Source organism: Geodermatophilus sp. SYSU D01036 (assembly GCF_054050435.1).
Genome location: NZ_JBJGZJ010000010.1, coordinates 136548 through 162434, shown reverse-complemented (window position 1 = coordinate 162434; position 25887 = coordinate 136548). Strand labels below are relative to the sequence as shown.

The following is a 25887-nucleotide window of genomic DNA, read 5'->3' as shown; positions in this document are numbered from 1 at the left end:
GGTTCCAGCCGATCCTGGTGACCGAGCCCAGCGTCGAGGACACCGTGCAGATCCTCTGCGGCCTGCGCGACCGCTACGAGGCCCACCACCAGGTGCGCTTCACCGACGACGCCGTCCGCGCCGCCGTCGAGCTGTCCGACCGCTACGTTCCCGACCGGCACCTGCCCGACAAGGCGATCGACCTCATCGACCAGGCCGGGGCCCGGGTGCGCCGCCGGGTGAAGACCCCGCCGACGGACCTGCGCGGCCTGGAGCAGGAGGTCGAGCGGCTGCAGCGGGAGAAGGACCAGGCGGTCGCCGCCGAGCAGTACGAGCGCGCCTCCCAGCTGCGCGACCAGGTCGCCGAGGCGCAGCGCCGCCTGGAGGAGGCCCGCACCGGCGGCGGCCAGCCCGGGGTGCCCGAGGTCGGCGTCGAGGACGTCGCCGAGGTGGTCTCCCGGGCCACCGGCATCCCGGTGGCCCAGCTCACCCAGGAGGAGATGGCGCGGCTGCTGCAGCTCGAGGAGCGGCTGCACGAGCGGGTCGTCGGGCAGGACGACGCCGTCCGCGTGGTCGCCGAGGCCATCCGCCGGTCCCGCGTGGGCCTGGGTGACCCGGACCGGCCGATCGGCAGCTTCCTGTTCCTCGGGCCCACCGGCGTCGGCAAGACCGAGCTGGCCCGGGCCCTGGCCGAGGCGATGTTCGGCGACTCCGACCGGATGGTCCGGCTGGACATGAGCGAGTTCCAGGAGCGGCACACGGTCAGCCGGCTGGTCGGCTCCCCGCCCGGCTACGTCGGCTACGAGGACGCCGGTCAGCTGACCGAGGCGGTGCGCCGCCGGCCGTACTCGGTGGTGCTGCTCGACGAGATCGAGAAGGCCCACCCCGACGTGTTCAACACGCTGCTGCAGGTGCTGGACGACGGCCGGCTCACCGACTCCCAGGGCCGCACGGTCGACTTCACCAACACCGTGCTGATCATGACCAGCAACCTCGGGTCGGAGCTCATCCAGGGGCGCAACACCCCCCTCGGCTTCGGCACCGGCGACGGCGCCGCGGCCGACGCCGGCCTGCGGGACCGGCTCATGCGGCGGCTGCGCGAGTCGTTCCGGCCGGAGTTCCTCAACCGGATCGACGAGATCGTGGTGTTCCAGCAGCTGGAGAGCGAGCAGCTGCAGCAGATCACCCGGCTGCTGCTCGACGAGACCCGCCGGCGGCTGTCGGCGCAGGGCATCGAGGTGACCTTCACCGACGAGGCGGTCGCCTGGATCGCCGAGCGGGGCTTCGAGCCGGCGTTCGGGGCGCGCCCGCTGCGCCGGGCCATCCAGCGGGAGGTCGACAACCCGCTGGCCCGGCTGCTGCTCGACGGCCGCGTCGGGGCCGGCCGGCACGTCGTCGCCGACGTCCGGGACGGCACCCTCGACCTGCGCGTCGAGGACCGCGAGCCGGCGGCGGCCGCCCGGGCCTGAGCCCGCCGTGACCTGCGCCACCCGGCCCCTGACCTGCGCGGTCGGGGGCCGGGTGACTTAGGGGGGCCTTGCTTGCAGGCCTCCCGAAATAGGACACAATCGTGTTGTGGAAAGCAGCGCGACCCAGGCGGGGACGGTGCGGGCCGACGACGTCCGCACCCGTGACCGCGTGCTCGCGCTGCTGCTCGAGCACGGTCCGCAGACCGCCAGCGAGCTGGCCGGCCGGCTGGGCGTCAGCCCCGCCGCCGTCCGGCGCCACCTCGACGCCCTGGCCGCCCAGGGGCGGGTCGAGGAGCGGGCCGCTGCCGGCGCGCACCGGGGGAGGGGCCGGCCCGCCCGGCACTTCCACCTCACCGACGCCGGCCGGTCCGGGTTCGCCCACGCCTACGACGACCTGGCGCTCACCGCGCTGCGGTACGTCGCGGCCTCGGGGGGTCCCGACGCCGTCCGCGCCGTCGCCGAGGCGCAGCTGGCCGGCCTCGAGCAGCGGGCCTCCGACGCCGTCGCCCGCGCGGACGGTGCGCCGGTCGAGCGGGCCCGGGCGCTGGCCGAGGCGCTGACGGCCGAGGGCTACGCTGCCACGGCCTCGGCGATCTCCAGCGGCGGGCAGCTGTGCCAGCACCACTGCCCGGTCGCGCACGTGGCGGCGGAGTTCCCGCAGCTGTGCGAGGTCGAGACGGCGGTCATCGGCCGGCTGGTGGGCACCCACGTCCAGCGGCTGGCCACGATCGCCCACGGCGACGGCGTCTGCACCACCCACATCCCCGGGCCGTCACGCGCCCGGGCTCACACCGGTGCGGGGAACAGAACCACCCCCGCACGCCCTGTACCCGGTGAGCGAGCGGCGCGGGTCGTCCCACCACGACCCGGCCCCGCACCGTCCACCAGCACCCCCACGAGCGACCGGGAGAGGACGCCCGCATGACCAGCACCCAGCAGCCGGTGAGCGGCACGCCGCTGACGCAGGACGAGCAGATTGAGCAGCTCGGCCGCTACCAGTACGGCTGGGCCGACGCCGACGTCGCCGGGGCCTCCGCCCGCCGCGGCCTCGACGAGGACGTCGTCCGGGACATCTCGGCGCGCAAGGGCGAGCCCGAGTGGATGCTCGAGCGCCGCCTCAAGGCGCTCAAGCTCTTCGAGCGCAAGCCGATGCCCGACTGGGGGTCGGACCTCTCCGGCATCGACTTCCAGAACATCAAGTACTTCGTGCGCTCGACCGAGGCCCAGGCGGCCTCGTGGGACGAGCTGCCCGAGGACATCAAGAACACCTACGACAAGCTGGGCATCCCCGAGGCGGAGAAGCAGCGGCTGATCGCCGGCGTCGCGGCCCAGTACGAGTCCGAGGTCGTCTACCACAAGATCCGCGAGGACCTCGAGGAGCAGGGCGTCGTCTTCCTCGACACCGACACCGCCCTCAAGGAGCACCCGGACCTGTTCCGCGAGTACTTCGGCTCGGTCATCCCGTCCGGCGACAACAAGTTCGCCGCGCTGAACACCGCGGTGTGGTCGGGCGGCTCGTTCATCTACGTGCCGAAGGGCGTGCACGTCGAGATCCCGCTGCAGGCCTACTTCCGGATCAACACCGAGAACATGGGCCAGTTCGAGCGGACGCTGATCATCGTCGACGAGGGCGCCTACGTGCACTACGTCGAGGGCTGCACCGCGCCGATCTACAAGTCGGACTCGCTGCACTCCGCGGTCGTCGAGATCATCGTCAAGAAGAACGCGCGCTGCCGGTACACGACCATCCAGAACTGGTCGAACAACGTCTACAACCTGGTCACCAAGCGGGCGATCGCCCACGAGGGCGCGACCATGGAGTGGATCGACGGCAACCTCGGCTCCAAGGTCACCATGAAGTACCCGGCCGTCTGGATGACCGGCGAGCACGCCAAGGGCGAGGTCCTGTCCATCGCCTTCGCGGGCGAGGGCCAGCACCAGGACGCCGGCGCCAAGATGGTGCACGCGGCCCCGAACACCTCCTCGACCATCGTGTCGAAGTCGGTGGCCCGCGGCGGTGGCCGCACGTCCTACCGCGGCCTGGTGCAGATCGACGAGGGCGCGTCCGGCTCGAAGTCGACGGTCAAGTGCGACGCCCTGCTGGTCGACACGATCAGCCGGTCGGACACCTACCCCTACGTCGACGTCCGCGAGGACGACGTCGCCATGGGCCACGAGGCGACCGTCTCTCGGGTCAGCGAGGACCAGCTCTTCTACCTGATGAGCCGCGGCCTGTCCGAGGACGAGGCCATGGCGATGGTGGTCCGCGGGTTCGTCGAGCCGATCGCCCGCGAGCTGCCCATGGAGTACGCCCTCGAGCTGAACCGCCTGATCGAGCTGCAGATGGAAGGTGCCGTCGGCTGATGCCGGAGCAGAACACCCCCAGCACCACCGGCCTCACCACGGAGTCCGCGACCCTCGCCGGCGAGCTGTTCGGCGACGGCGTCGGCACCCAGGCCGGCCCGCCCGCCGTCCCGGCGGCGGGCACCGGCACCGCCGGCCAGGCCGCGCCCGGCGCCCACTCGCACGGCGGGACGACGCCGACCGGCTCGCCGGCCGAGCGGTTCACCTCGACCGACCCCGAGGCCTTCGGCACGGTCACCGGCCGCGAGGAGACGTGGCGCTTCACCCCGATGCGCCGGATCCGCCCGCTGCTCGACAGCGTCCCCTCGGACGCGCACCTGGAGTGGGACACCGACCTGCCCGAGGGCGTCGAGCTGACCCGCGTCGACGCCGACGACCCGCTGCTCAAGGGCCTGCCCGAGCCGGTCGACCGGCTGGCGGCGCTCACCCGGCAGCGCAGCGGCGGCGCCGCGGTGGTCCGCGTGCCGTCCGAGGCGCGGCTGGACCGGCCGGTGACCCTCGGCCTGGCCGGCACCGGCGGCGACGACGTCGTCTGGGGTCAGCTGGTGATCGAGGTCGGCGCCTTCTCGAAGGCGACCGTCGTGCTCGACCACACGGGCCTGGCCCGGTATGCCGGCGGCGTCGCGGTGCTCGTCGGCGACAGCGCCGACGTCACCCTCGTCTCGGTGCAGGACTGGGCGCCCGGCGCGGTGCACGGCGGGCAGTACGACGCCGTCGTCGGCCGGGACGCCTCCTTCAAGCAGGTCGTGGTCACCCTCGGCGGCGACCTCGTCCGGCTGGTCAGCAACGTGCAGTACGCCGGCCCCGGCGGGCGGGCGGAGCTCTTCGGCGTCTACTTCTCCGACGAGACCCAGCACCAGGAACACCGGCTCTGGGTGGACCACGCGGTGCCCAACTGCAGCAGCAACGTGCTCTACAAGGGCGCGCTGCAGGGCGAGGGCGCGCGCACGGTGTGGATCGGCGACGTCCGCATCCGCCCGGAGGCCACCGGCACCGACACCTACGAGCTCAACCGCAACCTGGTGCTCACCGACGGCGCCCGCGCCGACTCGGTGCCCAACCTGGAGATCGAGACCGGCGAGATCGTCGGCGCCGGCCACGCCAGCGCCACCGGCCGGTTCGACGACGAGCAGCTGTTCTACCTGTGCTCGCGCGGCATCGACGCCGAGACCGCCCGCCGCCTGGTGGTGCGCGGCTTCTTCGCCGACGTCGTCCAGCACATCGGGGTCGACGAGCTGCAGGACCGCCTGATGCGCTCCATCGAGACGCGCCTCGGCGCTCTCCCCGGCCTCGACGAGCAGCCGGTCGAGGTGGCCTGACCCATGGCCTTCGAGCGGGTCTGCGGGCTCTCCGACGTCCCCGAGAACGGGGCGCTGCGGGTGGAGCTCGCCGACGTCGACGTCGCCGTCGTCCGGTACGACGGCGACGTCTACGCGGTGCAGGACGTGTGCTCGCACGCCGAGGTCCCGCTGTCGGAGGGCGACGTCGAGGAGTTCGACGGCGCCCCCACCATCGAGTGCTGGCTGCACGGGTCGTGCTTCGACCTGCGCACCGGCGAGCCCACCAACCTGCCGGCCACCGAGCCGGTCGACGTCTACCCGGTCCGCGTGGAGGGGGATGACGTCTACGTCGACACCGAGTCCGACGGGCGCCTCCCGCTCGCGGCCGGCAACTGAGGAGCGAGAGAAGAAGTGTCGGTTCTGGAGATCCGCGACCTGCACGTCACGGTCGGCGAGGGCGACGAGACCAAGGAGATCCTCCGCGGCGTCGACCTGACCGTCCGGTCGGGCGAGACGCACGCGATCATGGGCCCCAACGGCTCGGGCAAGTCGACCCTGGCGTACTCGATCGCCGGGCACCCGAAGTACACGATCACCGGCGGCACGGTGACCCTCGACGGCGAGGACGTCCTCGCGATGAGCGTCGACGAGCGCGCCCGCGCCGGCCTGTTCCTCGCCATGCAGTACCCGGTCGAGGTCCCCGGCGTCTCGGTGTCGAACTTCCTGCGCACCGCCGCCACCGCGGTCAAGGGCGAGGCCCCGAAGCTGCGCACCTGGGTCAGGGACGTCCGCGACGAGATGTCGGCGCTGGAGATGGACCCGGCGTTCGCCGAGCGCAACGTCAACGAGGGCTTCTCCGGCGGTGAGAAGAAGCGCCACGAGATCCTGCAGATGCGGCTGCTCAAGCCGAAGATGGCGATCCTCGACGAGACCGACTCCGGCCTCGACGTCGACGCGCTGCGCGTCGTCTCCGAGGGCGTCAACCGCACCCGCGAGGAGGGGGAGGTCGGCGTCCTGCTGATCACCCACTACACGCGGATCCTGCGCTACATCAAGCCGGACTTCGTGCACGTGTTCGTCGCCGGCCGCGTCGTCGACGAGGGCGGCCAGGAGCTGGCCGACAAGCTCGAGGCGGAGGGCTACGCCGCCTACGTCAAGGGCTCGAAGGAGACCGCGAAGGCATGACCTCGACCGCCTCGCGTCCCACGGGGACGCGTGCCCCGCTGCCCCTGGACGTCGAGGCGATCCGGGCGGACTTCCCGATCCTGTCGCGCACCGTGCGCGACGGGAAGCGGCTGGTCTACCTCGACTCCGGCGCCACCTCGCAGAAGCCGCGCAGCGTCCTCGACGCCGAGCGCGACTTCTACGAGCGGATCAACGCCGCCCCGCACCGCGGCGCGCACCAGCTGGCCGAGGAGGCCACCGGCGCGTACGAGTCGGCGCGGGCGCGGATCGCGGCCTTCATCGGCGCCTCCGCGGAGGAGGTCGTCTTCACCCGCAACTCCACCGAGGCGATCAACCTCGTGGCGTACTCGCTGTCCAACGCGGTCACCGCCAAGGACCCGGCGCACCGCCGGTACGCCGTCGGCCAGGGCGACGAGATCGTCGTGACCGAGATGGAGCACCACGCCAACCTGGTGCCCTGGCAGCAGCTGTGCGAGCGCACCGGCGCGACCCTGCGCTGGCTCGGGCTCACCGACGACGGCCGGCTGGACCTGTCCGACCTGGACACCGTGGTGAACGAGCGGACGAAGCTCGTCGCGGTCACCCAGCAGTCGAACATCCTGGGCACGATCAACCCGCTCGGGCCGATCACGGCGCGGGCGCGGGAGGTCGGCGCGCTGGTGCTGGTCGACGGCGCGCAGTCGGTGCCGCACCAGCCGGTCGACGTCGCGGCGCTCGGCGCGGACTTCCTGGTGTTCTCCGGCCACAAGATGCTCGGGCCCACCGGCATCGGCGTGCTGTGGGGCCGCTACGACGTCCTCGACGCGCTGCCGCCGTTCCTCACCGGCGGCTCGATGATCGAGGTCGTGCGGATGGAGGGCAGTACCTTCATGCCGCCGCCGCAGCGGTTCGAGGCCGGCGTCCCGATGACCGCGCAGGCCATCGGCCTCGGCGCCGCCGTCGACTACCTGCAGGCGCTGGGCATGGCGAACGTGCAGGCCCACGAGGAGGCGCTGACCGCCTACGCGCTCGAGCAGCTGCAGGCGGTCCCCGGTGTCACCGTGATCGGTCCGCCGGACACCGTCGCCCGCGGCGGCGCGGTCTCCTTCACCGTCGAGGGCATCCACCCGCACGACGTCGGCCAGGTCCTCGACGACCTCGGTGTCGCCGTCCGGGTGGGGCACCACTGCGCGTGGCCGGTGGTCCGCCGCTACGGCGTCCCGGCGACCACCCGGGCCACCTTCTACGTGCACACCGGGTACGACGACGTCGACGCGCTCGTGGAAGGCGTGCGGGCCGCGCAGCGTTTCTTCGGTGTGACGCCGGAGGAGGCAACCGCCTGATGCAGCTCGAGTCGATGTACCAGGAGATCATCCTGGACCACTACCGCAACCCCCACGGCCGCGGACTGCGCGACCCGTTCGACGCCGAGGTGCACCACGTCAACCCGACCTGCGGGGACGAGGTGACCCTGCGGGTGCACCTGGACGGCGAGACGATCGCCGACGTGTCCTACGAGGGCATGGGCTGCTCGATCAGCCAGGCGTCGGTCTCGGCGATGTACGACCTCGTCGTCGGCCGCCCGGTCACCGACGCGCTGGCCACCGGCGAGCACTTCATGACGCTCATGCAGTCCAAGGGCGACGCGGCCGTGGCCGAGCGGCTCGAGGACGAGCTCGAGGACGCCGTCGCCTTCGCCGGGGTGTCGAAGTACCCCGCCCGCATCAAGTGCGCGCTGATGAGCTGGATGGCCCTCAAGGACGCCTCCGCCCGCGCGCTGGCCGCCACGCCCACTGGAGGACAGGCATGAGCGAGACCACCGAGAACGAGACCCCCGAGCTGCCGGCCTACAAGTCGGCGCTGCTCGAGGACGTCGAGGAGGCCATGCGCGACGTCGTCGACCCCGAGCTGGGGGTCAACGTCGTCGACCTGGGCCTGGTCTACGGCATCGACGTCGCGGACGAGGGCAGCACGCAGGTCGCCGTCCTGGACATGACGCTGACCTCCGCGGCCTGCCCGCTGACCGACGTCATCGAGGACCAGGCCCGCCAGGCGCTGACCGGCGGCCCCGGCCCCGGCCTGGTCGACGACGTCCGGATCAACTGGGTCTGGATGCCGCCGTGGGGCCCGGACAAGATCACCGACGACGGGCGCGAGCAGCTGCGCGCCCTCGGCTTCCGGGTCTGACGAAGGACCCGGCTACCCCCCACGCCACGCTCCGCGTGCCGCGGGACCCCGCAGCCGCGCCGGACGAGCTCGACGAGACCCTGCGGGGCGGCCATCCGCTCGCCGGGCTCTTCGACCGACTGGCCGCCGGGGACGACCCGGCGGCCGACGCGAGCGTCCTGACACTGCCCGCGCCCCCCGGGGCGCGGGCAGTCGTCGTCGGGGGGACCGCCTGGCACGTCGTCGCCGCCGACGTCGACCCGGAGTGGGTCGCCCGCTGCGTGGCGCCGGACCCGCTGGCCCTGCCGCTGGGCGCCCGCTTCCTCGCCGCGCTGGCCGACCGCGTCGGCGCCGAGCCCGGGGTGGTCGACGCCGTCCTGGTGGCCCCGCCGCCGGCCGCCGCACCGGGCGTCGAGCTCGTGCCGGCCGAGGTGGACCACCCGCGGGTGACGCGGGCGCTGCGGCACCGCACCGACGTGCGGGTCTGGGCGACGCCCGACGGCGCCGGCGTGCTGGTGCTCGGCCGCGGCGTCGCCGGCCGCTGGGAGGTCAGCGTCGAGGTCGACCCGGCCGCGCGCGGGCGCGGGCTGGGGACCGCGCTGGTCGCGGCCGCGCCGTCGCTGGTGCCCGGCGCGCCGCTGTGGGCGCAGGTCGCGCCGGCGAACACCGCCTCGCTGCGGGCGTTCCTGGCCGCGGGCTACCGGGCGGTGGGCGCCGAGTCGCTGTTCGGCTCCTGAGCCTCAGCGCATCTCCGACAGCCGCGCGCCGAAGCCCGCGACCGGGCGCAGCTCGCGGCGGGCGCCGAGGGCCAGCAGGCCCGCGCCGGCGACGAGGACCCCGGCCAGCGGCAGCGGCAGCGCCTCGACCGCGAGTCCGGCACCGAGCGCGACCGCCGTCGCGGCGCCGACGACCAGCGGCGCCCGCACCGCGGTGCGCGCACCGAGCGCCATGACCGCGGCGGCGGCGAGGAGGACCAGCAGCGGGCGCAGCGCGTCGGGCTGCACCACCGCGGCCGCCGTCGACGGCGCCGCCGCGGCCACCAGGCCGGGGCCCCACGCCGGCCAGGACGGGCCGTCGACCAGGCGCGGCCCCGCCGCCACCAGCAGCGCCGCAGCGGCCGGGAGGCTCCACGCCTCGACGACGGCGGTGCCGCCCAGCGCGGCCAGCGTCCACCCCGCCGCGCCCAGCTGCACCGCGCCGGTGCGCCAGGCCGCCTCCGACCCGCTGTCACGGGGGAGCGCTGCGGCGGCCACGCAGGTGAGCACCCCCTGCACGGCCAGGTGCAGCGCCAGCAGCCCCCACGCGGCGGCGACGGCGAGCACGGCGAGCGCTGCGCCCGCGCAGACGGCGCCGACCGTGCCGGTGGGCCCGCGGGCGTCGGCGGCCAGCCCGGGCCGGGCGGCCAGCGTCACGGCGAACAGCCCGGTGAGCGCCGCGGCGGCCGCGCCGGGGGAGAGCAGCCCCGCCGGCACCGCGAGCAGCGCCGCCGCGGCGAGGCAGCCGACGGCCGCGGGCAGCGCCTGGGCCCGCTCGTCCCGCCGGGCCGCCGCGACACCGGCCGCGGGCAGCGCGGTCAGCACCAGCAGCGCCACCAGCGCCGGCCAGCGCGCGGCCGCGACCAGCTGGGCCACCGCGAGTACGACCAGGACGAGCCCCGCGGCGGTCGCGGCGGGCAGCAGCAGGCCCCGGCGCCAGCCGGTCAGCGTGGCCGCGGCGACGCTGACGAGGAGCACGCCGAGCCAGCCCGCGAGCGGGAGCGGGACCGGCCCGTCGGTGGACAGCGCTGCGCCCACCGCCCCGCCGGCGACCAGGCCCGCGACCCCGGGCACCAACCGCGGCGGCCCGAGCAGCGGCTCGACCGCGCGCTCCAGCCGCACGACCAGCAGCCCGGCCGCCGCGGCGACGGTCAGGCCGGCCGCGACCCAGCGGGCGGCGCCGGCGCCGGTGGCGGCGGTGACCAGCCCGCCGCCCACCCCGGCGGTCAACCACGGCGCGGAGGTGACCAGGGCGACGCGGGCCAGCGGGCGCCGCGCCATCAGCGTGACCGCGAGCCCGGCCAGCGCGACGCCGAGCAGCAGCGCGGTGCGCGGCACCCCCGCGGGCTCGAGCCCCAGCGACCGCAGGGCCGCCACCTGCAGCGCCAGCCACGCGCCGAGCGGCCAGCCCAGTGGCCGGGGGAGCAGCACCCGCAGGCTGAGCAGCACCACCGCCAGGCCCAGCGCCGGCAGCGGCCCGCCGTCGGTGGCGCGGACCCCGTCGGCGGCGCCGGTCAGCGCGAGCGCGGCCGCGGCCGCCGCGCAGGCCTCCTCGGTGCTGCGCAGCCGGGCGCGGGCGGCCACCGCCGCGGCGCACGCGGCGACCACCGCCAGCAGCAGGACGCCGATCCGGGCGATCCCGCCGACCAGTGGTCGCCCCGCCAGCGCCGCGGCCACCAGCAGGACCACGCCGACGCCGAGGATCACCTGCGGTGGCCGCAGCCGGGCCGGCAGCGAGGCGAGAGGTGGGCCGGGGTCGACGGCGGCGGCCCCCGGCGGGCCCGCGTAGGGCAGTGGCGGCAGCGGCGCGCCCGTCATCGCCGTCCCCCCTCGCGCCCGGCCGTCGGGCCCACGCTAGGGGCGGTCAGCGCATCTGCGCGACCCAGGCCACCGCCTCCCGCGCCTGCTGCCGGCGCCGCTCGTAGGTGGCCCCGACGACCAGCAGCAGCAGGCCCGCGGTGGCCAGCGTGACCCAGCGCGGCACCAGCGGCGCGTAGGGCGCCAGCCGGCCGAGCGCCACCACCAGCAGGGCGCCGGCCCCGACGACGAACGGCGCCTGCCGGTGGGTGAGCGCCCCGCCGACCGTCAGCCCGGCCGCCGCGGCGACCACCCCGACCAGCCGCAGCGGCGCCGGGTCGGCCACGGCGACCACCGCCGACGGCAGCACCGCCACGGCCACCGCGGCGCCCTCGGCGGCCCAGGACGCGGCCCCGGTGCGCAGGGCCGGGACCGCGAGCAGCAGCAGGCCCGCCGCGGCCGGCAACGTGTAGACCTCCGGCGTGCGGATCTCCGCGCCCGCCGCGGCGATCCACACCGCGAGCACCAGGTCGGCCACCGCGAGGACGGCGGCGAGGCGGCGCCGGGCGACGACGGCGTAGCAGCCGGCCGCCGCCCCGACCACGGCCAGGTCGATCGCGACCTGCCCCCACGCCCCGGCGCTGCCGGCGGTGATCCCGGCGGCCACGGCGAGGACCGCGCCGGTGCCCGCGGCGGCGGCCTCCTCGGGGCGCGCGGCGCGGGCCGTGGCGACGGCGAACGCGGCGGCGGCGACGAGGGCGAGCAGCAGGCCGGCGACCGCGGGGGACAGCAGCCCGGCACCGGCGCCGATCAGGACGGCACCGCCCGGGGCGGCCAGCGCGGCCGCGGTCGCCGCGGCGCGGACCCCGGGGCGCAGCACCGCGGCGAGACCGGCCGGGACGGCGGCGGCCAGGACCAGCAGGGCCAGCGGCGCGGAGTGCTCGCCGTCGGCGAGGACGCCGGTGCCGGCCGCGGTGAGCACGCCACCACCCGCGAGCAGCGCCGCCGGCACCGGCCCGGCCACCGACGGCGGCGCGGCCGCGGCGAGCAGCACCAGGCCCAGCCCGCCCGCCGCGACGGTCCCGGCCACCCCGAGCCCGCTCAGCGACCCGGCCAGGGCCAGGGCCGCGACCCCCGCCGCGCCGGCCGCGGCGGCGCGCGGCTCCGGCAGGAACGGCGCCAGCCGCGGCTCCCGCAGCAGGGCGCCGGCGACGGCCGCGGCCACCACCAGGACGGCGGTGGCGACCCAGCCGTCGACCGTACCGCCGTCCCAGGCCAGCGGCACGCCGAGCAGCACGCCGGCGCCCCCGGTCAGGGCGCCCAGGCCGAGCGCGGCCTGCTGCAGCGCCGGGCGCAGCACCAGCAGCGCCAGGACGTCGACCAGCGTGGTGGCGAGCAGGACCGCGACCCCGGCGGCGCCCTCGGCCGGCCCGAGGGGCAGCAGCAGCCAGCCGGCCGGCTGGGCGGCGAGCAGGGCGACCAGCGGCCAGGTGACCGTGCTGCGCGTGCCGCGGCCGAGGGCCAGGGCCCCTCCCGCCACGACCACGCAGGACAGTCCGCCCCACAGCCGGGGCGGCACGGCGTCGGCGCCCCACAGGCCGAGCGCGTGCGCGGCGGCGAGGTCGACGGCGAGCAGCGCGGCCCCGGCGCCGGCCAGGGCCTCCTCGGTGGCCCGCAAGCCGCGGCGGGCGCTCCACGCCGAGGTCGCGCAGGCGGCGGCGGTGACCGTGGCCATGACCGCGGCCTGGAAGGTGACGCCCAGCCGGGTCCAGGCCACCGCCACGAACGCGATGGCCGCGGCGACCACGAGCAGCGCCCCCAGGCCCAGCAGCACCTGCTGCGGGCTCAGCCGCCGCCGCGGGGACGGCGGCTGCAGGAGCGGTGGCGGGATGGGCGGCGCCACCGGGGCGGGCGGCGTCACCGGGGCGGGCGGCGTCAGCGGCGGAGGCGCCCACGCGGGAGCCGGAGCCGGGGCGGGAGCCGGAGCCGGAGCCGGAGCGGGAGGCGGAGCCGGGACGGGGGCCGGGCCCGGGGCCCCGGCGCGCAGGGTGGCCACCAGGGCGTCCCGCTCGCGGGCGAACTCGTCGATGGTCGCGCCGAGCCGGGCCACCACGGTGGCCGCCTGCGCGACGGCGGGCAGGCCGCAGGTCCCGCAGGGCGCCGGGGCGGGCGCCGCCGGCGTGCCGCAGACGGGACAGGGCAGACCCCAGGAGGGGCCGGACCAGGAGGGATCGGTCACGAGCGGATGGTGACCCGCCGCGGGCGCCGGCGGTAGCGATCTCCCCCGGAGTGTGGACGGACGGTCGTGCTGTGGACGTCACCCGGCAATCCGCTCCGGTTCCGGGACGACAGGGCCTACCCTGGGATCAGTGATCACGACGACCGGCCTCGAACTGCGCGCCGGCGCCCGCATCCTCCTCGGCGACGTCAGCCTGCGCGTGCAGCCGGGCGACCGCATCGGTCTGGTCGGGCGCAACGGCGCCGGCAAGACCACCACGCTCACCACGCTCGCCGGTGAGCGCCTGCCGCACGCGGGCAAGGTCGAGGTGACCGGCGAGATCGGCTACCTCCCGCAGGACCCGCGCAGCGGCGACCTCGACATCACCGCCAGCGACCGCGTGCTGTCCGGCCGCGGCCTCGACGTCCTCAAGGCCCAGCTGGTCAAGGCGCAGGTCGCCATGGCCGAGCCCGCCGACGACGCCGAGCGCGACCGCGCCGTGCGCCGGTACGGGCGGCTCGAGGACCAGTTCGCGGCTCTGGGCGGGTACGCCGCCGAGAGCGACGCCGCGCGCATCTGCACCGCCCTCGGCCTGCCCGACCGGGTCATGGGCCAGCCGCTGCGCACCCTGTCCGGCGGTCAGCGGCGGCGCGTGGAGCTCGCCCGCATCCTGTTCTCCGACGCCGAGACCCTGCTGCTCGACGAGCCCACCAACCACCTCGACGCCGACTCGATCGCCTGGCTCAAGACCTTCCTCGCCGCGCACAGGGGCGGGCTGATCGTCATCAGCCACGACGTCGAGCTGCTCGACGCCGTCGTCAACAAGGTGTGGCACCTCGACGCCAACCGGGCCACGGTCGACGTCTACAACCTCGGCTGGAAGCCCTACCTGGCCCAGCGGGAGACCGACGAGCGGCGCCGCAAGCAGGAGCGGGCCAACACCGAGCGCAAGATCGATGCGCTGACGGCGCAGGCGGACAAGATGCGCGCCAAGGCCACCAAGGCCCGGGCCGCGCAGAGCATGGACAAGCGCGCCGCGCGGCTGGCCGCCGGGCTGGAGGAGGTCCGCGTCCAGGACCGGGTGGCCAAGCTCCGGTTCCCCACGCCGGCGCCGTGCGGGCGGACCCCGCTCACCGCGGAGGGACTGTCCAAGAGCTACGGCTCGCTCGAGGTGTTCACCGACGTCGACCTCGCCGTCGACCGGGGCGCGCGGGTCGTCGTCCTCGGGCTCAACGGGGCGGGCAAGACGACGCTGCTGCGGATGCTGGCCGGCACCGAGGCCCCCGACACCGGCCAGGTGCAGCCCGGCCACGGGCTCCGGATCGGCTACTACGCGCAGGAGCACGAGACGCTCGACCACGACCGCTCGCTGCTGGAGAACATGCGCGCGGCCGCGCCGCAGAGCACCGACACCGAGCTGCGGCGCATCCTCGGCGCCTTCCTCTTCTCCGGCGACGCCGCCGACCAGCGCGCCGGCACGCTGTCCGGCGGGGAGAAGACCCGGCTGGCGATGGCCACGCTCGTCGTGTCCGGCGCCAACGTGCTGCTGCTCGACGAGCCGACCAACAACCTCGACCCCGCCAGCCGCGAGCAGGTGCTCGACGCGCTGCGCACCTACACCGGCGCGATCGTGCTGGTCACGCACGACGAGGGCGCTGTCCGCGCGCTCGACCCGGACAAGGTCATCCTCCTGCCCGACGGCACCGAGGACGCCTGGAGCGAGGACCTCGCCGACCTCGTCGAGCTCGCCTGAGGCGGCCCTCGCCGGGAAGTTGTCATTCGCGTGGCCGAGCCGCGCGGGCTGGGTGATCATCGGTGCGGGAGGCCGGCGTCACGGGGACGGCGGCACCACGCGAGCCAGCACCCGACCGGGCCGGCCCCCTCGCCGGCCTCGGCGGCTGCGACGGAGGGGAGTCATGGCCGACTCGAGCACGGACCTCGGCAAGGGCAAGCGCATCACCGGTGGGGACCGCACCACCCTCGCCGACGAGCTGAAGAAGCGGTACGACGGCGGGGAGAGCATCCGCTCCCTGGCGACCTCGACCAACCGGTCCTACGGGTTCGTGCACCGGCTCCTGTCGGAGTCCGGTGCCACGCTGCGCAGCCGTGGCGGGGCGAACCGGAACAGCAAGAAGACCGCGTGACGGCGGCCGACGCCGACGGCTGGGTCCGCACCAGCCGGGACGGCGCCGTCCTGACCGTCACGCTCGACCGGCCCGACCAGCTCAACGCCCAGACGCCGGCCACCTGGGCGGCGCTGGCGTCCGTGGGTGCCTCGCTCGACGACGACGTCCGCGTGGTCGTCGTGCGAGGCAGCGGCCGCTCCTTCTCCGCGGGCCTGGACCGCAGCCTGTTCGGTGCCGACCCGTCGACCCCCGGCGGGCTCGGCGAGCTGGGCACGATGCCGGCCGAGCTCGCCCAGGAACGGATCCGCGGCTACCAGGCCGGCTTCCGGTGGCTGCGCTCGCCGGGGATCGTCTCGGTGGCCGCGGTGCAGGGCCACGCGATCGGCGCCGGCGCCCAGCTGGCGCTCGCCTGCGACCTGCGGGTGATGACCGACGACGCGTCGCTGCGGCTCCCCGAGGCGACGCTCGGCCTCGTCCCCGACCTCACCGGCACCAGCACGCTGGCGGAGCTGGTGGGCTACGCGCGGGCGATGGAGGTCTGCGTGACCGGCCGGCCGGTGCCGGCGGCGGAGGCGCTGGCGTGGGGGATCGCGAACGCCGTCGTCCCGGCCGCGGAGCTGGACGGGGCGGTCGCGACGCTGGTCGCCGCGCTCACCGCGCCGCCGGCCGGGGCGGTCCGGGAGACCGCGGCGCTGGTGCGCTCGGCCGTGCGCAACCCCCCGGAGGCGCAGGACGCGGCCGAGCGGGCCGCGCAGTCCCGGCGGCTGGCCGAGCTGGCGGGGCTCGCCCGCCGCTGAGGGATCCGGAACAGGAGGGGACCGGCCGCTGTTGTGCCTGCGGCCGGTCCCCGTCCGGTCGTGAGGAGGTCGTGTCGTGAGCAGTCCCATGACCTCCATGGCGGCGATGCGCTCGTTCCGCCGGGACCCGTCGGTCACCTCGCGGCCGCTGCCGAAGGGCACGGTGCGCCGCATCCTCGGCGTCGCCCGGCCCTACCGGCGCGAGCTCACCTTCTTCCTGCTGCTGGTGGTCGGCTCCTCGGTCATCGGCGTGCTCACCCCGTTGCTGGCCGGCGACATCGTCAACCGGATCGCCCGCCTCGACGGCACCGCCGGCGGCATCGTCCGCATCGCGCTGTTCATCGCGGGCCTGGCGGTGGTCGACGCCGCGATCTCGGTGGCCACCCGCTGGTACTCCGCCCGCATCGGCGAGGGCGTCATCTACGACCTGCGCAGCCGGGTGTTCGAGCACGTGCAGCGGATGCCGGTCGCGTTCTTCACCCGCACCCAGACCGGTGCGCTGGTCAGCCGGCTCAACAACGACGTCGTCGGCGCCCAGCAGGCGTTCACCTCGACCCTGTCCGGCGTCGTCTCCAACGTGATCGGCCTGGTGCTCACCGCCGGCGTCATGTTCACGCTGTCCTGGCAGATCACCCTGCTCTCGCTGGTGATGGTGCCGCTGTTCGTGCTGCCCGCGCGGCGCATCGGCAAGCGGCTGCAGGAGATCACCCGGGAGTCCTACGGGCTCAACGCGTCGATGAACGCGACGATGACCGAGCGGTTCAACGTCGCCGGGGCGCTGCTGGTCAAGCTCTTCGGCCGGCCCGACACCGAGGCCGAGAGCTTCCGCGGCCGGGCGGCGCGGGTGCGCGACATCGGCGTCCTGTCGGCCATGTACGGCCGCACCTTCTTCACCGCGCTGACGCTGGTGGCGGCGCTGGCCACCGCGCTGGTCTACGGCCTGGGCGGCTGGCTGGCCTTCGACGGGTCGCTGTCGCCGGGCGACGTCGTCGCGCTGGCGCTGCTGCTGTCGCGGCTGTACGGGCCGCTGACCGCGCTGTCCAACGTCCGCGTCGACGTCATGAGCGCGATGGTCAGCTTCGACCGGGTCTTCGAGGTGCTCGACCTCGCGCCGATGATCGCCGAGGCGCCCGGCGCCGTCCCGGTGCCGGCCGGTGACCGGTCGATCGAGTTCGACGCCGTCTCCTTCAGCTACCCGGCCGCCACCGACGTGTCCCTGGCCTCGCTCGAGGACGTGTCCCTGCCCGAGCACGGCGGCCCGACGGCGGTGCTGCACGACGTGTCGTTCCGGGTCGAGCCCGGGCAGATGGTGGCGCTGGTCGGGCACTCGGGCGCCGGCAAGTCGACGATCGTCAACCTCGTTCCGCGGCTGTACGACGTCACCGGCGGCGCGGTGCGGGTCGGCGGGCTCGACGTCCGCGAGGCGACGCTGGCCTCGCTGCGCGACGCGATCGGCGTCGTCAGCCAGGACGCGCACCTGTTCCACGACACGATCCGCGCCAACCTGCTCTACGCCCGCCCCGACGCCACCGAGGAGCAGCTGTGGGCGGCGCTGACCGGCGCGCGGATCGCCGCGCTGGTGGCGGCGCTGCCCGACGGCCTGGACACCGTCGTCGGCGACCGCGGCTACCGGCTCTCGGGCGGGGAGAAGCAGCGGCTGGCGATCGCGCGGGTGCTGCTCAAGGCGCCGGGGATCGTCATCCTCGACGAGGCGACCGCGCACCTGGACAGCGAGTCCGAGGTGGCGGTGCAGCACGCGCTGGACACCGCGCTGACCGGCCGGACGGCGCTGGTGATCGCGCACCGGCTGTCCACCATCCGCAGCGCCGACCAGATCCTCGTGGTCGACGACGGTCGCATCGTGGAGTCGGGCACTCACGAGGAGTTGCTGGCGCTCGGGGGCCGCTACGCCGACCTCTACCGGACCCAGTTCGCCGACGGCGAGCGTCGGACGGTCGGCGCGGCGTAGCAACTAGCGTTCCTCCTGCCCCATCTGCACCAGGAGGAGCTCCGTGACGTCCGCGCACCCGTACGACGCCCAGATCCGCGCCCTCTACGCCGACTTCGTCGACGGCTGGAACCGGCGCAGCGGCGCGGCGGTGGCCGCCGTCTTCGCCGACGACGGCGACATGGTCGGCTACGACGGGACGTCGGTGAGCGGCCGGCTGTCCATCGCCTCGGACCTGCGGCGGGTGTTCGGCAGCCATCCGACGGCGACCTACGTGGCCGTGGTCCGCTCCGTGCGCGCCGTGACCGACGGCGTGGCCGTGCTGCACGCGCACGCCGGGATGATCCCGCCGGGGGAGGACGACGTGGACCCGGGGCTGCACAGCATCCACACCCTCGTCGCCGTCGACGAGGGCGGCGGGCGGTGGAAGACCACGCTGTTCCAGGCGACGCCGGCCGCGTGGCTGGGCCGCCGCGACGCCCGGGACGCGCTGACCCAGGAGCTGCGCGGGCTGCTCGCCACCGCCCGGTGACGGTCCTCGTCGGCGCCGCGGAGCTGCTCGCGGCGCCGTCCCGGCCGGTGCTGCTCGACGTCCGGTGGGCGCTGGGCGACCCGCACGGCCGCGAGCGGTACCTGGCCGGCCACCTGCCGGGCGCGGTGTTCGTCGACCTGGAGACCGAGCTGTCCGCGCCGCCGTCGGCCGCCGGGGGCCGGCACCCGCTGCCGTCGCCGGCGGCCCTGCAGGCCGCGGCCCGGCGGTGGGGGATCGGCCGCGGGGCGTCCGTCGTGGCCTACGACGCCACCGGCGGGCAGGCCGCCGCGCGGGCGTGGTGGCTGCTGCGCTGGGGCGGCCTGACCGGCGTCCGGCTGCTCGACGGCGGCCTGGACGCGTGGGTCGCCGCGGGCGGGGCGCTGGAGACCGGCGACGTCGTCCCGGCGCCCGGCGACGTGGTGCTGACCGGCGGCGGCATGCCGACGCTCACCGCCGACGAGGCCGCGGCGCTGCCCGTACGCGGCGGGGTGCTGCTCGACGCCCGGGCCGGCGAGCGCTACCGCGGCGAGCGCGAGCCGGTGGACCCGCGGGCAGGGCACGTGCCGGGCGCGGTGAGCGCGCCGACGGGCGAGAACCTGCGGGCGGACGGCCGGTTCCGCACCGACCTGGCCGACCGGTTCGCCGCGCTCGGCGTGCGGCCGGGGACGGCGGTCGGCGTCTACTGCGGCTCGGGCGTGACCGCCGCCCACGAGGTGGCCGCGCTGGCCGAGGCGGGCATCGAGGCGGCGCTGTGGCCGGGCTCGTGGTCGCAGTGGTCGGCCGACCCGTCCCGCCCGGCGGTCACCGGCTCCGATCCCGGTTAAGGACGCCGCGTCGCTGTCATGCTCGCGCCGTGCCGACCGACACCGCCCGTCCGACCGGACCGCTCCTGCTCGCCGGCGTGGCCGGGCTGGCCCACCTGGCCGTCGGCTGGTTCTACCTGGCCGGCGGGCTGGTGGTCCCCGGTCCGGTGCTCGTCCCGCTGTGGCTGGCCTGGCTCGCCGCGGCGGTGCTGCTCGTGCGGCTGGCTATCCGCGGTTCCTGGTGGACGCCGGTGGTCCCGCTGGCGGCCGCGGTGCTCTTCGTCGCCGTCCTGGTGGCCGGCGAGCGGTGGCTCGGCTGGACCGCCTGAGCGCGCTCAGCCGACGGCGGCGTCGTAGCGGTCGAGCAGGACGGCGGCGATGCGCTCGTCGGGCAGCAGGGGAGCGGTGACGACGTCGGCGCCGGCCTCGGCCAGCTTCCCGTGGAAGTGGCCGGGCGCGAGCAGGTAGGAGGCGACGACGACCCGCTCGGCGCCCGCCTTGCGCGCGGCGGCGACCGCGTCGACGACCGGGGGCTGCGCCGCCGAGCCGTAGCCGGTGGTCACCGGGCCGGCCCAGGAGCGCTGCAGCAGGTCGGCGGTGTCCTCGACGTCGGCCACCGACCGTGGGTCGCTCGAGCCCGCGGCGGCCAGGACCACGGCGGTGAGCGGGTCGCGCGGGTCCGCACCGGCCTCGGTCAGCCGGTCGGAGAGGACGCCGGCCAGCCGCGGGTCGGGGCCCAGCGGGCGGGCGGCGACGGCGGACTCGTGCGCGGCCACGGCGCCCGCGATGTCGACGTGCACGTGGTAGCCGCCGGACAGCAGGAGGGGCACGACGACGGCCGGCCGCCCGGATGCGGCGAGCCCCGCGACGACGTCGACCACCGTGGGCGGCTGCACGTCGACGAAGGCCGCCGTCGTGACCAGGCCCGGGCGCAGCCGGCGCGCGGCCAGGGCCAGCTCGGCGACCAGCCGCCGCCCGGTGGGGTTGCGGGTGCCGTGGGCGCAGGCGACCAGGACGTGGCCCCCTCGCAGGGGCCCGCCGCGAGCGTGCGAGTGGTGGGGGGCGAGGGGGTCCTTCATCACGGAGTGCGGAGGACGCCGCCGTCGACCGCCACCATCGTGCCCGTGACGTAACTGGCGGCGGGGGAGAGCAGGAAGGCCGCCACCCGGCCGAACTCGTCGGGCTCGCCCACGCGGCGCAGCGGGATGCCGGCCTCGGTGCGCGCCCGCATCGCCGCCGGGTCCCCGGAGGCGGCCTCGATGTCGGTGATCCGGTCGGTGGCGATGGTGCCGGGCATCAGCCCGACCACCCGGATCCCGCGCGGGCCGAGCTCGTCGGCCAGCGCCTTCGCGGTCATGGCCAGGCCCGGGCGCAGCGCGTTGGAGATGGCCAGGTGCCCGATCGGCTGGCGCACCGACGTCGACAGCACGAAGCCGATCGCCGTCCCCGCGGACAGGTGTGGCTCCAGCGCCCGGACCAGCCGCAGCGGGCCGAGCAGCACGCTGTCGACGGCGGCCCGCCAGTCGTCCTCCGCCGTCCGGAGGACCGTGCCCGGCGCCGGTCCGCCGACGGAGACCAGCACGCCGTCGACCCGGCCGAGCACCTCGAGCGCGCGGTCGACGAGCAGGTCGGCGGCGCCGGGGTCGGCCAGGTCGGCGGCCACCCCGGACGCGCCGTCGCCCAGCTCCGCCACGGCCGCGGAGACCGACTCGGCGGAGCGGGAGCTGACCAGGACGCGGGCCCCGTCGGCGACGAGGGCCCGGGCGGTCGCCAGGCCCAGCCCCCGGCTCGCGCCGGTGAGCAGGTACCCGCGACCGCCCAGGCCCAGGTCCATCGGGGGATCAGCCTCCGGTCAGGCGGTGCGCAGCGAGCGGAGGACGTACTGCATGATCCCGCCGTTGCGGTAGTAGTTCGCCTCGCCGGGGGTGTCGATGCGGACGCGGGCGTCGAACTCCACGTCCCCGGCCTTCACCCTCACCGTGCGCGGGGTCTCGCCGTCGTTGAGGGCGGTGATCCCGGTGATGGTGAACTCCTCGTCGCCGGTCAGGCCGAGGGACTCGCGGTTCTCGCCCTCGGGGAACTGCAGCGGCAGCACGCCCATGCCGATGAGGTTGGAGCGGTGGATCCGCTCGTAGCTCTCGGCGATGACCGCCTTGACGCCGAGCAGCGCCGTCCCCTTGGCCGCCCAGTCGCGCGACGACCCCGAGCCGTACTCCTTGCCGGCCAGCACGACCAGCGGGACGCCGGCCTGCTGGTAGGCCTGCGACGCCTCGTAGATGCTCGTCGTCTCGCCGGTCAGGTGGTTCTTGGTGACGCCGCCCTCGGTGCCGGGCACCAGCTGGTTGCGCAGCCGGATGTTGGCGAAGGTGCCGCGGATCATGACCTCGTGGTTCCCGCGGCGGGAGCCGTAGGAGTTGAAGTCGCGCCGCTCCACGCCGTGCTCGCGCAGGTACTTCCCGGCCGGGCTGTCGGCCTTGATCGACCCCGCGGGCGAGATGTGGTCGGTGGTCACCGAGTCGCCGAGCACCGCCAGCGTGCGCGCGCCGGTGATGTCCTGCACCGGGGCGGGCTGGTCCTGCATGCCCTCGAAGTACGGGGGCTTGCGGACGTAGGTGCTCTCGGCGTCCCACGAGAACGTGTCACCGGTGGGCGTGGGCAGGTTCCGCCACTGCTCGGTGCCGGCGAAGACGTCCTCGTAGCTGCGGCCGAACTGCTCGGCGGAGACCGACTCGTCGATGACGCGCTGGACCTCCTGCGGCGAGGGCCAGATGTCGCGCAGGTACACGTCCTGCCCGTCCTTGCCCTTGCCCAGCGGCTCGGTGGTGATGTCGACGTCCATCGACCCGGCCAGCGCGTAGGCGATGACCAGCGGCGGGCTGGCCAGGTAGTTCATCTTGACGTCGGGGTTGATCCGGCCCTCGAAGTTGCGGTTGCCCGACAGCACCGAGACGACGGCGAGGTCGGCCTCGTTGACCGCGGCCGACACCGGCTCCGGCAGCGGGCCGGAGTTGCCGATGCAGGTGGTGCAGCCGTAGCCGACCAGGTAGAAGCCGAGCTTCTCCAGGTATGGGGTGAGGCCGGACTTCTCGTAGTAGTCGGTGACGACCTTCGAGCCGGGCGCCAGCGTCGTCTTGACCCAGGGCTTGGTCTGCAGGCCGGCCTCGACGGCCTTCTTCGCCAGCAGCGCCGCCCCGAGCATCACCTGCGGGTTGGAGGTGTTGGTGCAGGAGGTGATCGCGGCGATCACGACGTGGCCGTGGTCGACGAAGGTCTCCGTGCCGTCCTCGAGCACCACGCGGGTGGGCTTGGAGGCGCGGTCGGCCACCGGGCCGGGGCCGACGTGGTGCGGCTTGCCGGCGTCGCCGTTGTCGTGCGCGAACGGGCTGGCCGGGTCCGACGCCGGGAAGGTCTCCTCGACCGACTCGTCGACGTTGGAGGCGACGTCGCGGGGGGCGTCGTCGTCGTCCTTCTGCATCTCGTCGACCGGCGCGTAGGTGGGCAGCGCCTCGCGGAAGGAGGCCTTGGCGTCGGTGAGCGCGACCCGGTCCTGCGGGCGCTTCGGGCCGGCGATCGAGGGGACGACCGTGGACAGGTCCAGCTCGAGGTACTCGGAGAAGGCCGGCTCGCGCGACGGGTCGTGCCAGAGGCCCTGCTCCTTGGCGTACGCCTCGACCAGCGCCACCTGCGCGGCGGGGCGGCCGGTGAGCTTCAGGTAGGTGATGGTCTCCTCGTCGATGGGGAACATCGCCGCGGTCGAGCCGAACTCCGGGCTCATGTTGCCGATCGTGGCGCGGTTGGCCAGCGGCACCGCGGAGACGCCCTCGCCGTAGAACTCGACGAACTTCCCGACGACGCCGTGCTGGCGCAGCATCTCGGTGATCGTGAGGACGAGGTCGGTGGCGGTGGAGCCCTCGGGCAGCTCGCCGGTCAGCTTGAAGCCGACCACGCGCGGGATGAGCATCGACACCGGCTGGCCGAGCATCGCGGCCTCGGCCTCGATGCCGCCGACGCCCCAGCCCAGCACACCCAGGCCGTTGACCATCGTGGTGTGCGAGTCGGTGCCCACGCAGGTGTCGGGGTAGGCGACGACGCGGTCGCCCTCCTGCCGCGGGAACACCACGCGGGCCAGGTGCTCGATGTTGACCTGGTGGACGATGCCCATGCCCGGGGGGACGACCTTGAAGTCGTCGAAGGCGCCCTGGCCCCAGCGCAGGAACTGGTAGCGCTCGCCGTTGCGCTGGTACTCGATCTCGACGTTGCGCTCGAACGAGTCCGGCGTGCCGAAGACGTCGGCGATGACCGAGTGGTCGATGACCAGCTCGGCCGGTGCCAGCGGGTTGATCTTGTTCGGGTCGCCGCCGAGCTCCGCCATGGCCTCGCGCATGGTGGCGAGGTCGACGATGCAGGGGACGCCGGTGAAGTCCTGCATGACCACCCGCGCCGGGGTGAACTGGATCTCCTGGTCGGGCTCGGCCGACGGGTCCCAGTTCGCCAGCGCCCGGATGTGGTCGGCGGTGATGTCCGCGCCGTCCTCGGTGCGCAGCAGGTTCTCGAGCAGGACCTTCAGGCTGAAGGGGAGCCGGTCCGCGCCCTCGACCGCGTCGAGCCGGTAGATGTCGTAGTCGGTGCCGTCGACGCTGAGCGTCGCCCGGGCCCCGAAGCTGTCCTTGCTGGCTGCCACTGCTTGCGCCTCACCCTCGAGAGTCCATCGGGCTTGAATGCCACCCCCCATCATCCCAGCCGCCTGCGGAGACGCACCGGTGAGGCGACCCTTCCCTCACCCGGTGACGTCGCTCTCACCGGCGGTGTGCCCAGATGATCAGGCGGCCTGATCGTGCCGCGTCCCGGCTCACGGTGGGAGGGGAGCCGGGACGCGGCGAGCGGCCCGTCCGGTCGTCCGGGATGCGTGGTGGGCGTCAGGCCGGCGTCCCCGCCGTGCCGGCGGGCAGCAGGAGCCGGCCGTCCTCGCGGCGCGGGACCGGGCACGGGCCTTCCCGCAGTTCCTCGGGCAGCGCCGCGTCCGGGGCGTCCTGCCAGGCCATCGGGCGCAGGAACCGGCGGATCGCGGTCGCCCCCACCGAGGTGTGCAGCGCCGGCACCGAGGCCGGCCACGGCCCGCCGTGGTGGGTGGCCCAGCCGACGGCGAGGGCGGTCGGGAAGCCGTTCCACACCAGCCGGCCGGCCTTCGGCCCGAGCAGCGCCACGACGTCGTCCGCCCAGGCGTCGGTGCCCCGACCCACGTGCAGGGTGGCGGTCAGCGATCCCTCCACCAGGTCCAGGGCGGCGGCCAGCTCCTCGCGGTCGGCGTACCCGACCACCAGCGTCGTCGGGCCGAAGCACTCCTCGACCAGCAGCGGGTCCAGCGCGGGGACCGAGGTCGCCAGCAACACCGTCGGCACCCCGAACCCGGTCTCCTGCGCGGCTCCCGTGGCCAGCACCTCCACCCCGGGCCGGCCGGAGGACCGCTCCACCCCGCGCAGGTAGGCGTCCCTGATCCCCGCGCTCAGCAGCCACCCGGGGGTGCGCCCCTCCAACTCCTGCTGCACGAGAGCGCCGAGTTCCCGCACCCGGCCGGCCGGCACCAGCACCAGACCGGGCTTGGTGCAGTACTGGCCGGTGCCGAGGGTGAACGAGCCGACCAGACCGCGGGCGATCTCGGCCAGCCGCTCGTCGGCCGCGGCCGGGGTGACCACCAGCGGGTTCACGGAGCCGAGCTCGCCGTAGAACGGGACCGGGTCGGGCCGGGCCGACGCCAGGTCGTACAGCGCCCGCCCTCCGCGCAGGCTGCCGGTGAACCCGACCGCCCGGACGGCGGGGTGTCCGACCAGGTCCGCGCCGGCCTGCAGACCGCTGACGACGCCGAGGACTCCCTCCGGTGCTCCCGCCGTCCGCGCGGCCTCCTGCACGATCGCGACGCAGGCCCGGGTCAGCGCCGGATGCGCCGGGTGCGCCTTGACGACGACGGGGCAGCCGGCCGCCAGCGCCGAGGCGGTGTCCCCGCCGGCGACCGAGTACGCGAAGGGGAAGTTGCTGGAGCCGAACACGGCCACCGGCCCGAGCGGGACGAGCATGCGGCGCAGGTCGGGCCGGGGGCCGAGCGGTCCCTCGCCGGCCCGGTCGATCGCCGCTTCCAGGTAGCTGCCCTCCTCGAGGACCTCGGCGAACAGCCGCAGCTGGTGGCAGGTGCGGGCCAGCTCACCGGTCAGCCGAGGGGTCCCGAGGGCGCTCTCCCGGTCGGCCAGGGCGACCAGGTCGTCGCCGCGGGCGGCGAGGGCGTCCGCGACGGCGCGCAGGAGCCTGGCCCGGCCGGCGCGGCCGAGGGCCGCCAGGGCCGGCGCCGCGGCGGCCGCCAGCCGGCACACCCGGTCGACCTCGTCGGGCGTGCTCTCGTGCCCGACCGTCTCGACGACGGCGCCGGTGCGGGGGTCGGTGCTCGGGACGGCCGTGGTGCTGGGGGAGCTCATGGTGGTCCTCCGGGTGGGGCGTCGC

23 protein-coding genes are annotated in these 25887 nt (G+C 75.5%); 17 read left to right on the top strand and 6 right to left on the bottom strand.

The annotated features are described in order from the left end of the window. From ACI8AR_RS12765 to ACI8AR_RS12720, 10 genes are all read left to right on the top strand, one after another. The coding region (locus ACI8AR_RS12765; RefSeq protein ID WP_457051360.1) for an AAA family ATPase at nucleotides 1–1448 on the top strand (1448 nt) is incomplete at its 5' end. Between the two features lie 106 nt (nucleotides 1449–1554). Beyond that, nucleotides 1555–2373 carry a helix-turn-helix transcriptional regulator gene (locus tag ACI8AR_RS12760; RefSeq protein ID WP_457051359.1) on the top strand — a complete coding sequence of 273 codons (819 nt, stop codon included), beginning with the start codon at nucleotides 1555–1557 and terminating at the stop codon, nucleotides 2371–2373. Next, entirely contained in the window at nucleotides 2370–3812 is a 1443-nt protein-coding gene (sufB, locus tag ACI8AR_RS12755) for a Fe-S cluster assembly protein SufB (protein WP_456929773.1), read from the top strand. Before ACI8AR_RS12760 ends, sufB begins: the two co-directional genes overlap by 4 nt. After that, entirely contained in the window at nucleotides 3812–5131 is a 1320-nt protein-coding gene (gene sufD, locus ACI8AR_RS12750; RefSeq protein ID WP_457051358.1) for a Fe-S cluster assembly protein SufD, read from the top strand. Before sufB ends, sufD begins: the two co-directional genes overlap by 1 nt. Before the next feature lie 3 nt (nucleotides 5132–5134). After that, nucleotides 5135–5488 carry a non-heme iron oxygenase ferredoxin subunit gene (locus tag ACI8AR_RS12745; protein WP_387992930.1) on the top strand — a complete coding sequence of 118 codons (354 nt, stop codon included), beginning with the start codon at nucleotides 5135–5137 and terminating at the stop codon, nucleotides 5486–5488. Nucleotides 5489–5503: 15 nt separating this feature from the next. Further along, a complete protein-coding gene (gene sufC, locus ACI8AR_RS12740) occupies nucleotides 5504–6277 on the top strand; it encodes a Fe-S cluster assembly ATPase SufC (protein ID WP_457051357.1) in 774 nt (257 codons plus the stop codon). Continuing rightward, a complete protein-coding gene (locus tag ACI8AR_RS12735; RefSeq protein ID WP_457051356.1) occupies nucleotides 6274–7599 on the top strand; it encodes a cysteine desulfurase in 1326 nt (441 codons plus the stop codon). The genes sufC and ACI8AR_RS12735 overlap by 4 nt, the downstream gene beginning before the upstream one ends. Further along, entirely contained in the window at nucleotides 7599–8066 is a 468-nt protein-coding gene (gene sufU, locus ACI8AR_RS12730; RefSeq protein ID WP_456929768.1) for a Fe-S cluster assembly sulfur transfer protein SufU, read from the top strand. The genes ACI8AR_RS12735 and sufU overlap by 1 nt, the downstream gene beginning before the upstream one ends. After that, nucleotides 8063–8443 carry a metal-sulfur cluster assembly factor gene (locus ACI8AR_RS12725; protein WP_457051355.1) on the top strand — a complete coding sequence of 127 codons (381 nt, stop codon included), beginning with the start codon at nucleotides 8063–8065 and terminating at the stop codon, nucleotides 8441–8443. The genes sufU and ACI8AR_RS12725 overlap by 4 nt, the downstream gene beginning before the upstream one ends. A 35-nt stretch (nucleotides 8444–8478) precedes the next feature. Then, nucleotides 8479–9159: an N-acetyltransferase family protein gene (locus ACI8AR_RS12720; RefSeq protein ID WP_457051354.1), complete on the top strand. Its 681-nt coding sequence runs from the start codon at nucleotides 8479–8481 to the stop codon at nucleotides 9157–9159. A gap of 3 nt (nucleotides 9160–9162) precedes the next feature. Here the strand turns inward: ACI8AR_RS12720 and ACI8AR_RS12715 are convergent, their stop codons facing one another. Further along, nucleotides 9163–10995 carry an SCO7613 C-terminal domain-containing membrane protein gene (locus ACI8AR_RS12715; RefSeq protein ID WP_457051353.1) on the bottom strand — a complete coding sequence of 611 codons (1833 nt, stop codon included), beginning with the start codon at nucleotides 10993–10995 and terminating at the stop codon, nucleotides 9163–9165. Between the two features lie 46 nt (nucleotides 10996–11041). Further along, entirely contained in the window at nucleotides 11042–13213 is a 2172-nt protein-coding gene (locus tag ACI8AR_RS12710) for an SCO7613 C-terminal domain-containing membrane protein (protein ID WP_457051352.1), read from the bottom strand. A gap of 130 nt (nucleotides 13214–13343) precedes the next feature. Between ACI8AR_RS12710 and ACI8AR_RS12705 the strand changes: the two genes are divergently transcribed. The 7 genes from ACI8AR_RS12705 (at nucleotide 13344) to ACI8AR_RS12675 (ending at nucleotide 19727) form a co-directional block, all read left to right on the top strand. Continuing rightward, nucleotides 13344–14945: an ABC-F family ATP-binding cassette domain-containing protein gene (locus ACI8AR_RS12705; RefSeq protein ID WP_457051351.1), complete on the top strand. Its 1602-nt coding sequence runs from the start codon at nucleotides 13344–13346 to the stop codon at nucleotides 14943–14945. A 163-nt stretch (nucleotides 14946–15108) separates the two neighbouring features. Continuing rightward, entirely contained in the window at nucleotides 15109–15336 is a 228-nt protein-coding gene (locus ACI8AR_RS12700) for a helix-turn-helix domain-containing protein (protein WP_387992902.1), read from the top strand. Further along, a complete protein-coding gene (locus ACI8AR_RS12695) occupies nucleotides 15333–16115 on the top strand; it encodes an enoyl-CoA hydratase/isomerase family protein (protein ID WP_457051350.1) in 783 nt (260 codons plus the stop codon). The genes ACI8AR_RS12700 and ACI8AR_RS12695 overlap by 4 nt, the downstream gene beginning before the upstream one ends. Before the next feature lie 76 nt (nucleotides 16116–16191). Further along, nucleotides 16192–18084 (top strand): ABC transporter ATP-binding protein, encoded by a 1893-nt coding sequence (locus ACI8AR_RS12690; RefSeq protein WP_457051349.1) that lies wholly within the window; start codon nucleotides 16192–16194, stop codon nucleotides 18082–18084. A 43-nt stretch (nucleotides 18085–18127) separates the two neighbouring features. Beyond that, on the top strand, nucleotides 18128–18595 hold the full coding sequence (locus ACI8AR_RS12685) for an SgcJ/EcaC family oxidoreductase (protein WP_457051348.1): 468 nt from the start codon (nucleotides 18128–18130) through the stop codon (nucleotides 18593–18595). Further along, the gene (locus tag ACI8AR_RS12680; RefSeq protein WP_457051347.1) at nucleotides 18592–19419 is read left to right on the top strand and encodes a sulfurtransferase; all 828 of its coding nucleotides are present in this window, start codon (nucleotides 18592–18594) and stop codon (nucleotides 19417–19419) included. Before ACI8AR_RS12685 ends, ACI8AR_RS12680 begins: the two co-directional genes overlap by 4 nt. Nucleotides 19420–19448: 29 nt before the next feature. After that, the gene (locus ACI8AR_RS12675) at nucleotides 19449–19727 is read left to right on the top strand and encodes a hypothetical protein (protein WP_457051346.1); all 279 of its coding nucleotides are present in this window, start codon (nucleotides 19449–19451) and stop codon (nucleotides 19725–19727) included. Between the two features lie 6 nt (nucleotides 19728–19733). On the opposite strand, the gene ACI8AR_RS12670 is transcribed toward ACI8AR_RS12675, so the two are convergent. From ACI8AR_RS12670 to ACI8AR_RS12655, 4 genes are all read right to left on the bottom strand, one after another. Next, complete coding sequence (locus tag ACI8AR_RS12670; protein WP_457051345.1) at nucleotides 19734–20477, bottom strand: sirohydrochlorin chelatase; 744 nt, start codon at nucleotides 20475–20477, stop codon at nucleotides 19734–19736. Further along, complete coding sequence (locus ACI8AR_RS12665) at nucleotides 20477–21232, bottom strand: SDR family oxidoreductase (protein WP_457051344.1); 756 nt, start codon at nucleotides 21230–21232, stop codon at nucleotides 20477–20479. Before ACI8AR_RS12665 ends, ACI8AR_RS12670 begins: the two co-directional genes overlap by 1 nt. Before the next feature lie 18 nt (nucleotides 21233–21250). Continuing rightward, nucleotides 21251–24079 carry an aconitate hydratase gene (locus tag ACI8AR_RS12660; RefSeq protein ID WP_457051343.1) on the bottom strand — a complete coding sequence of 943 codons (2829 nt, stop codon included), beginning with the start codon at nucleotides 24077–24079 and terminating at the stop codon, nucleotides 21251–21253. Nucleotides 24080–24314: 235 nt separating this feature from the next. Beyond that, entirely contained in the window at nucleotides 24315–25862 is a 1548-nt protein-coding gene (locus ACI8AR_RS12655; RefSeq protein WP_457051342.1) for an aldehyde dehydrogenase (NADP(+)), read from the bottom strand. Nucleotides 25863–25887: the final 25 nt, after the last annotated feature.

What these genes read in the sequence shown, in the direction of transcription:
- sufB (WP_456929773.1), top strand. Translation starts at nt 2,370, where the DNA reads ATGACCAGCACCCAGCAGCCGGTGAGCGGCACGCCGCTGACGCAGGAC.
- sufD (WP_457051358.1), top strand. Translation starts at nt 3,812, where the DNA reads ATGCCGGAGCAGAACACCCCCAGCACCACCGGCCTCACCACGGAGTCC.
- ACI8AR_RS12745 (WP_387992930.1), top strand. Translation starts at nt 5,135, where the DNA reads ATGGCCTTCGAGCGGGTCTGCGGGCTCTCCGACGTCCCCGAGAACGGG.
- ACI8AR_RS12735 (WP_457051356.1), top strand. Translation starts at nt 6,274, where the DNA reads ATGACCTCGACCGCCTCGCGTCCCACGGGGACGCGTGCCCCGCTGCCC.
- sufU (WP_456929768.1), top strand. Translation starts at nt 7,599, where the DNA reads ATGCAGCTCGAGTCGATGTACCAGGAGATCATCCTGGACCACTACCGC.
- ACI8AR_RS12725 (WP_457051355.1), top strand. Translation starts at nt 8,063, where the DNA reads ATGAGCGAGACCACCGAGAACGAGACCCCCGAGCTGCCGGCCTACAAG.
- ACI8AR_RS12715 (WP_457051353.1), bottom strand. Translation starts at nt 10,995, where the DNA reads ATGACGGGCGCGCCGCTGCCGCCACTGCCCTACGCGGGCCCGCCGGGG.
- ACI8AR_RS12700 (WP_387992902.1), top strand. Translation starts at nt 15,109, where the DNA reads ATGGCCGACTCGAGCACGGACCTCGGCAAGGGCAAGCGCATCACCGGT.
- ACI8AR_RS12670 (WP_457051345.1), bottom strand. Translation starts at nt 20,477, where the DNA reads ATGAAGGACCCCCTCGCCCCCCACCACTCGCACGCTCGCGGCGGGCCC.
- ACI8AR_RS12665 (WP_457051344.1), bottom strand. Translation starts at nt 21,232, where the DNA reads ATGGACCTGGGCCTGGGCGGTCGCGGGTACCTGCTCACCGGCGCGAGC.
- ACI8AR_RS12655 (WP_457051342.1), bottom strand. Translation starts at nt 25,862, where the DNA reads ATGAGCTCCCCCAGCACCACGGCCGTCCCGAGCACCGACCCCCGCACC.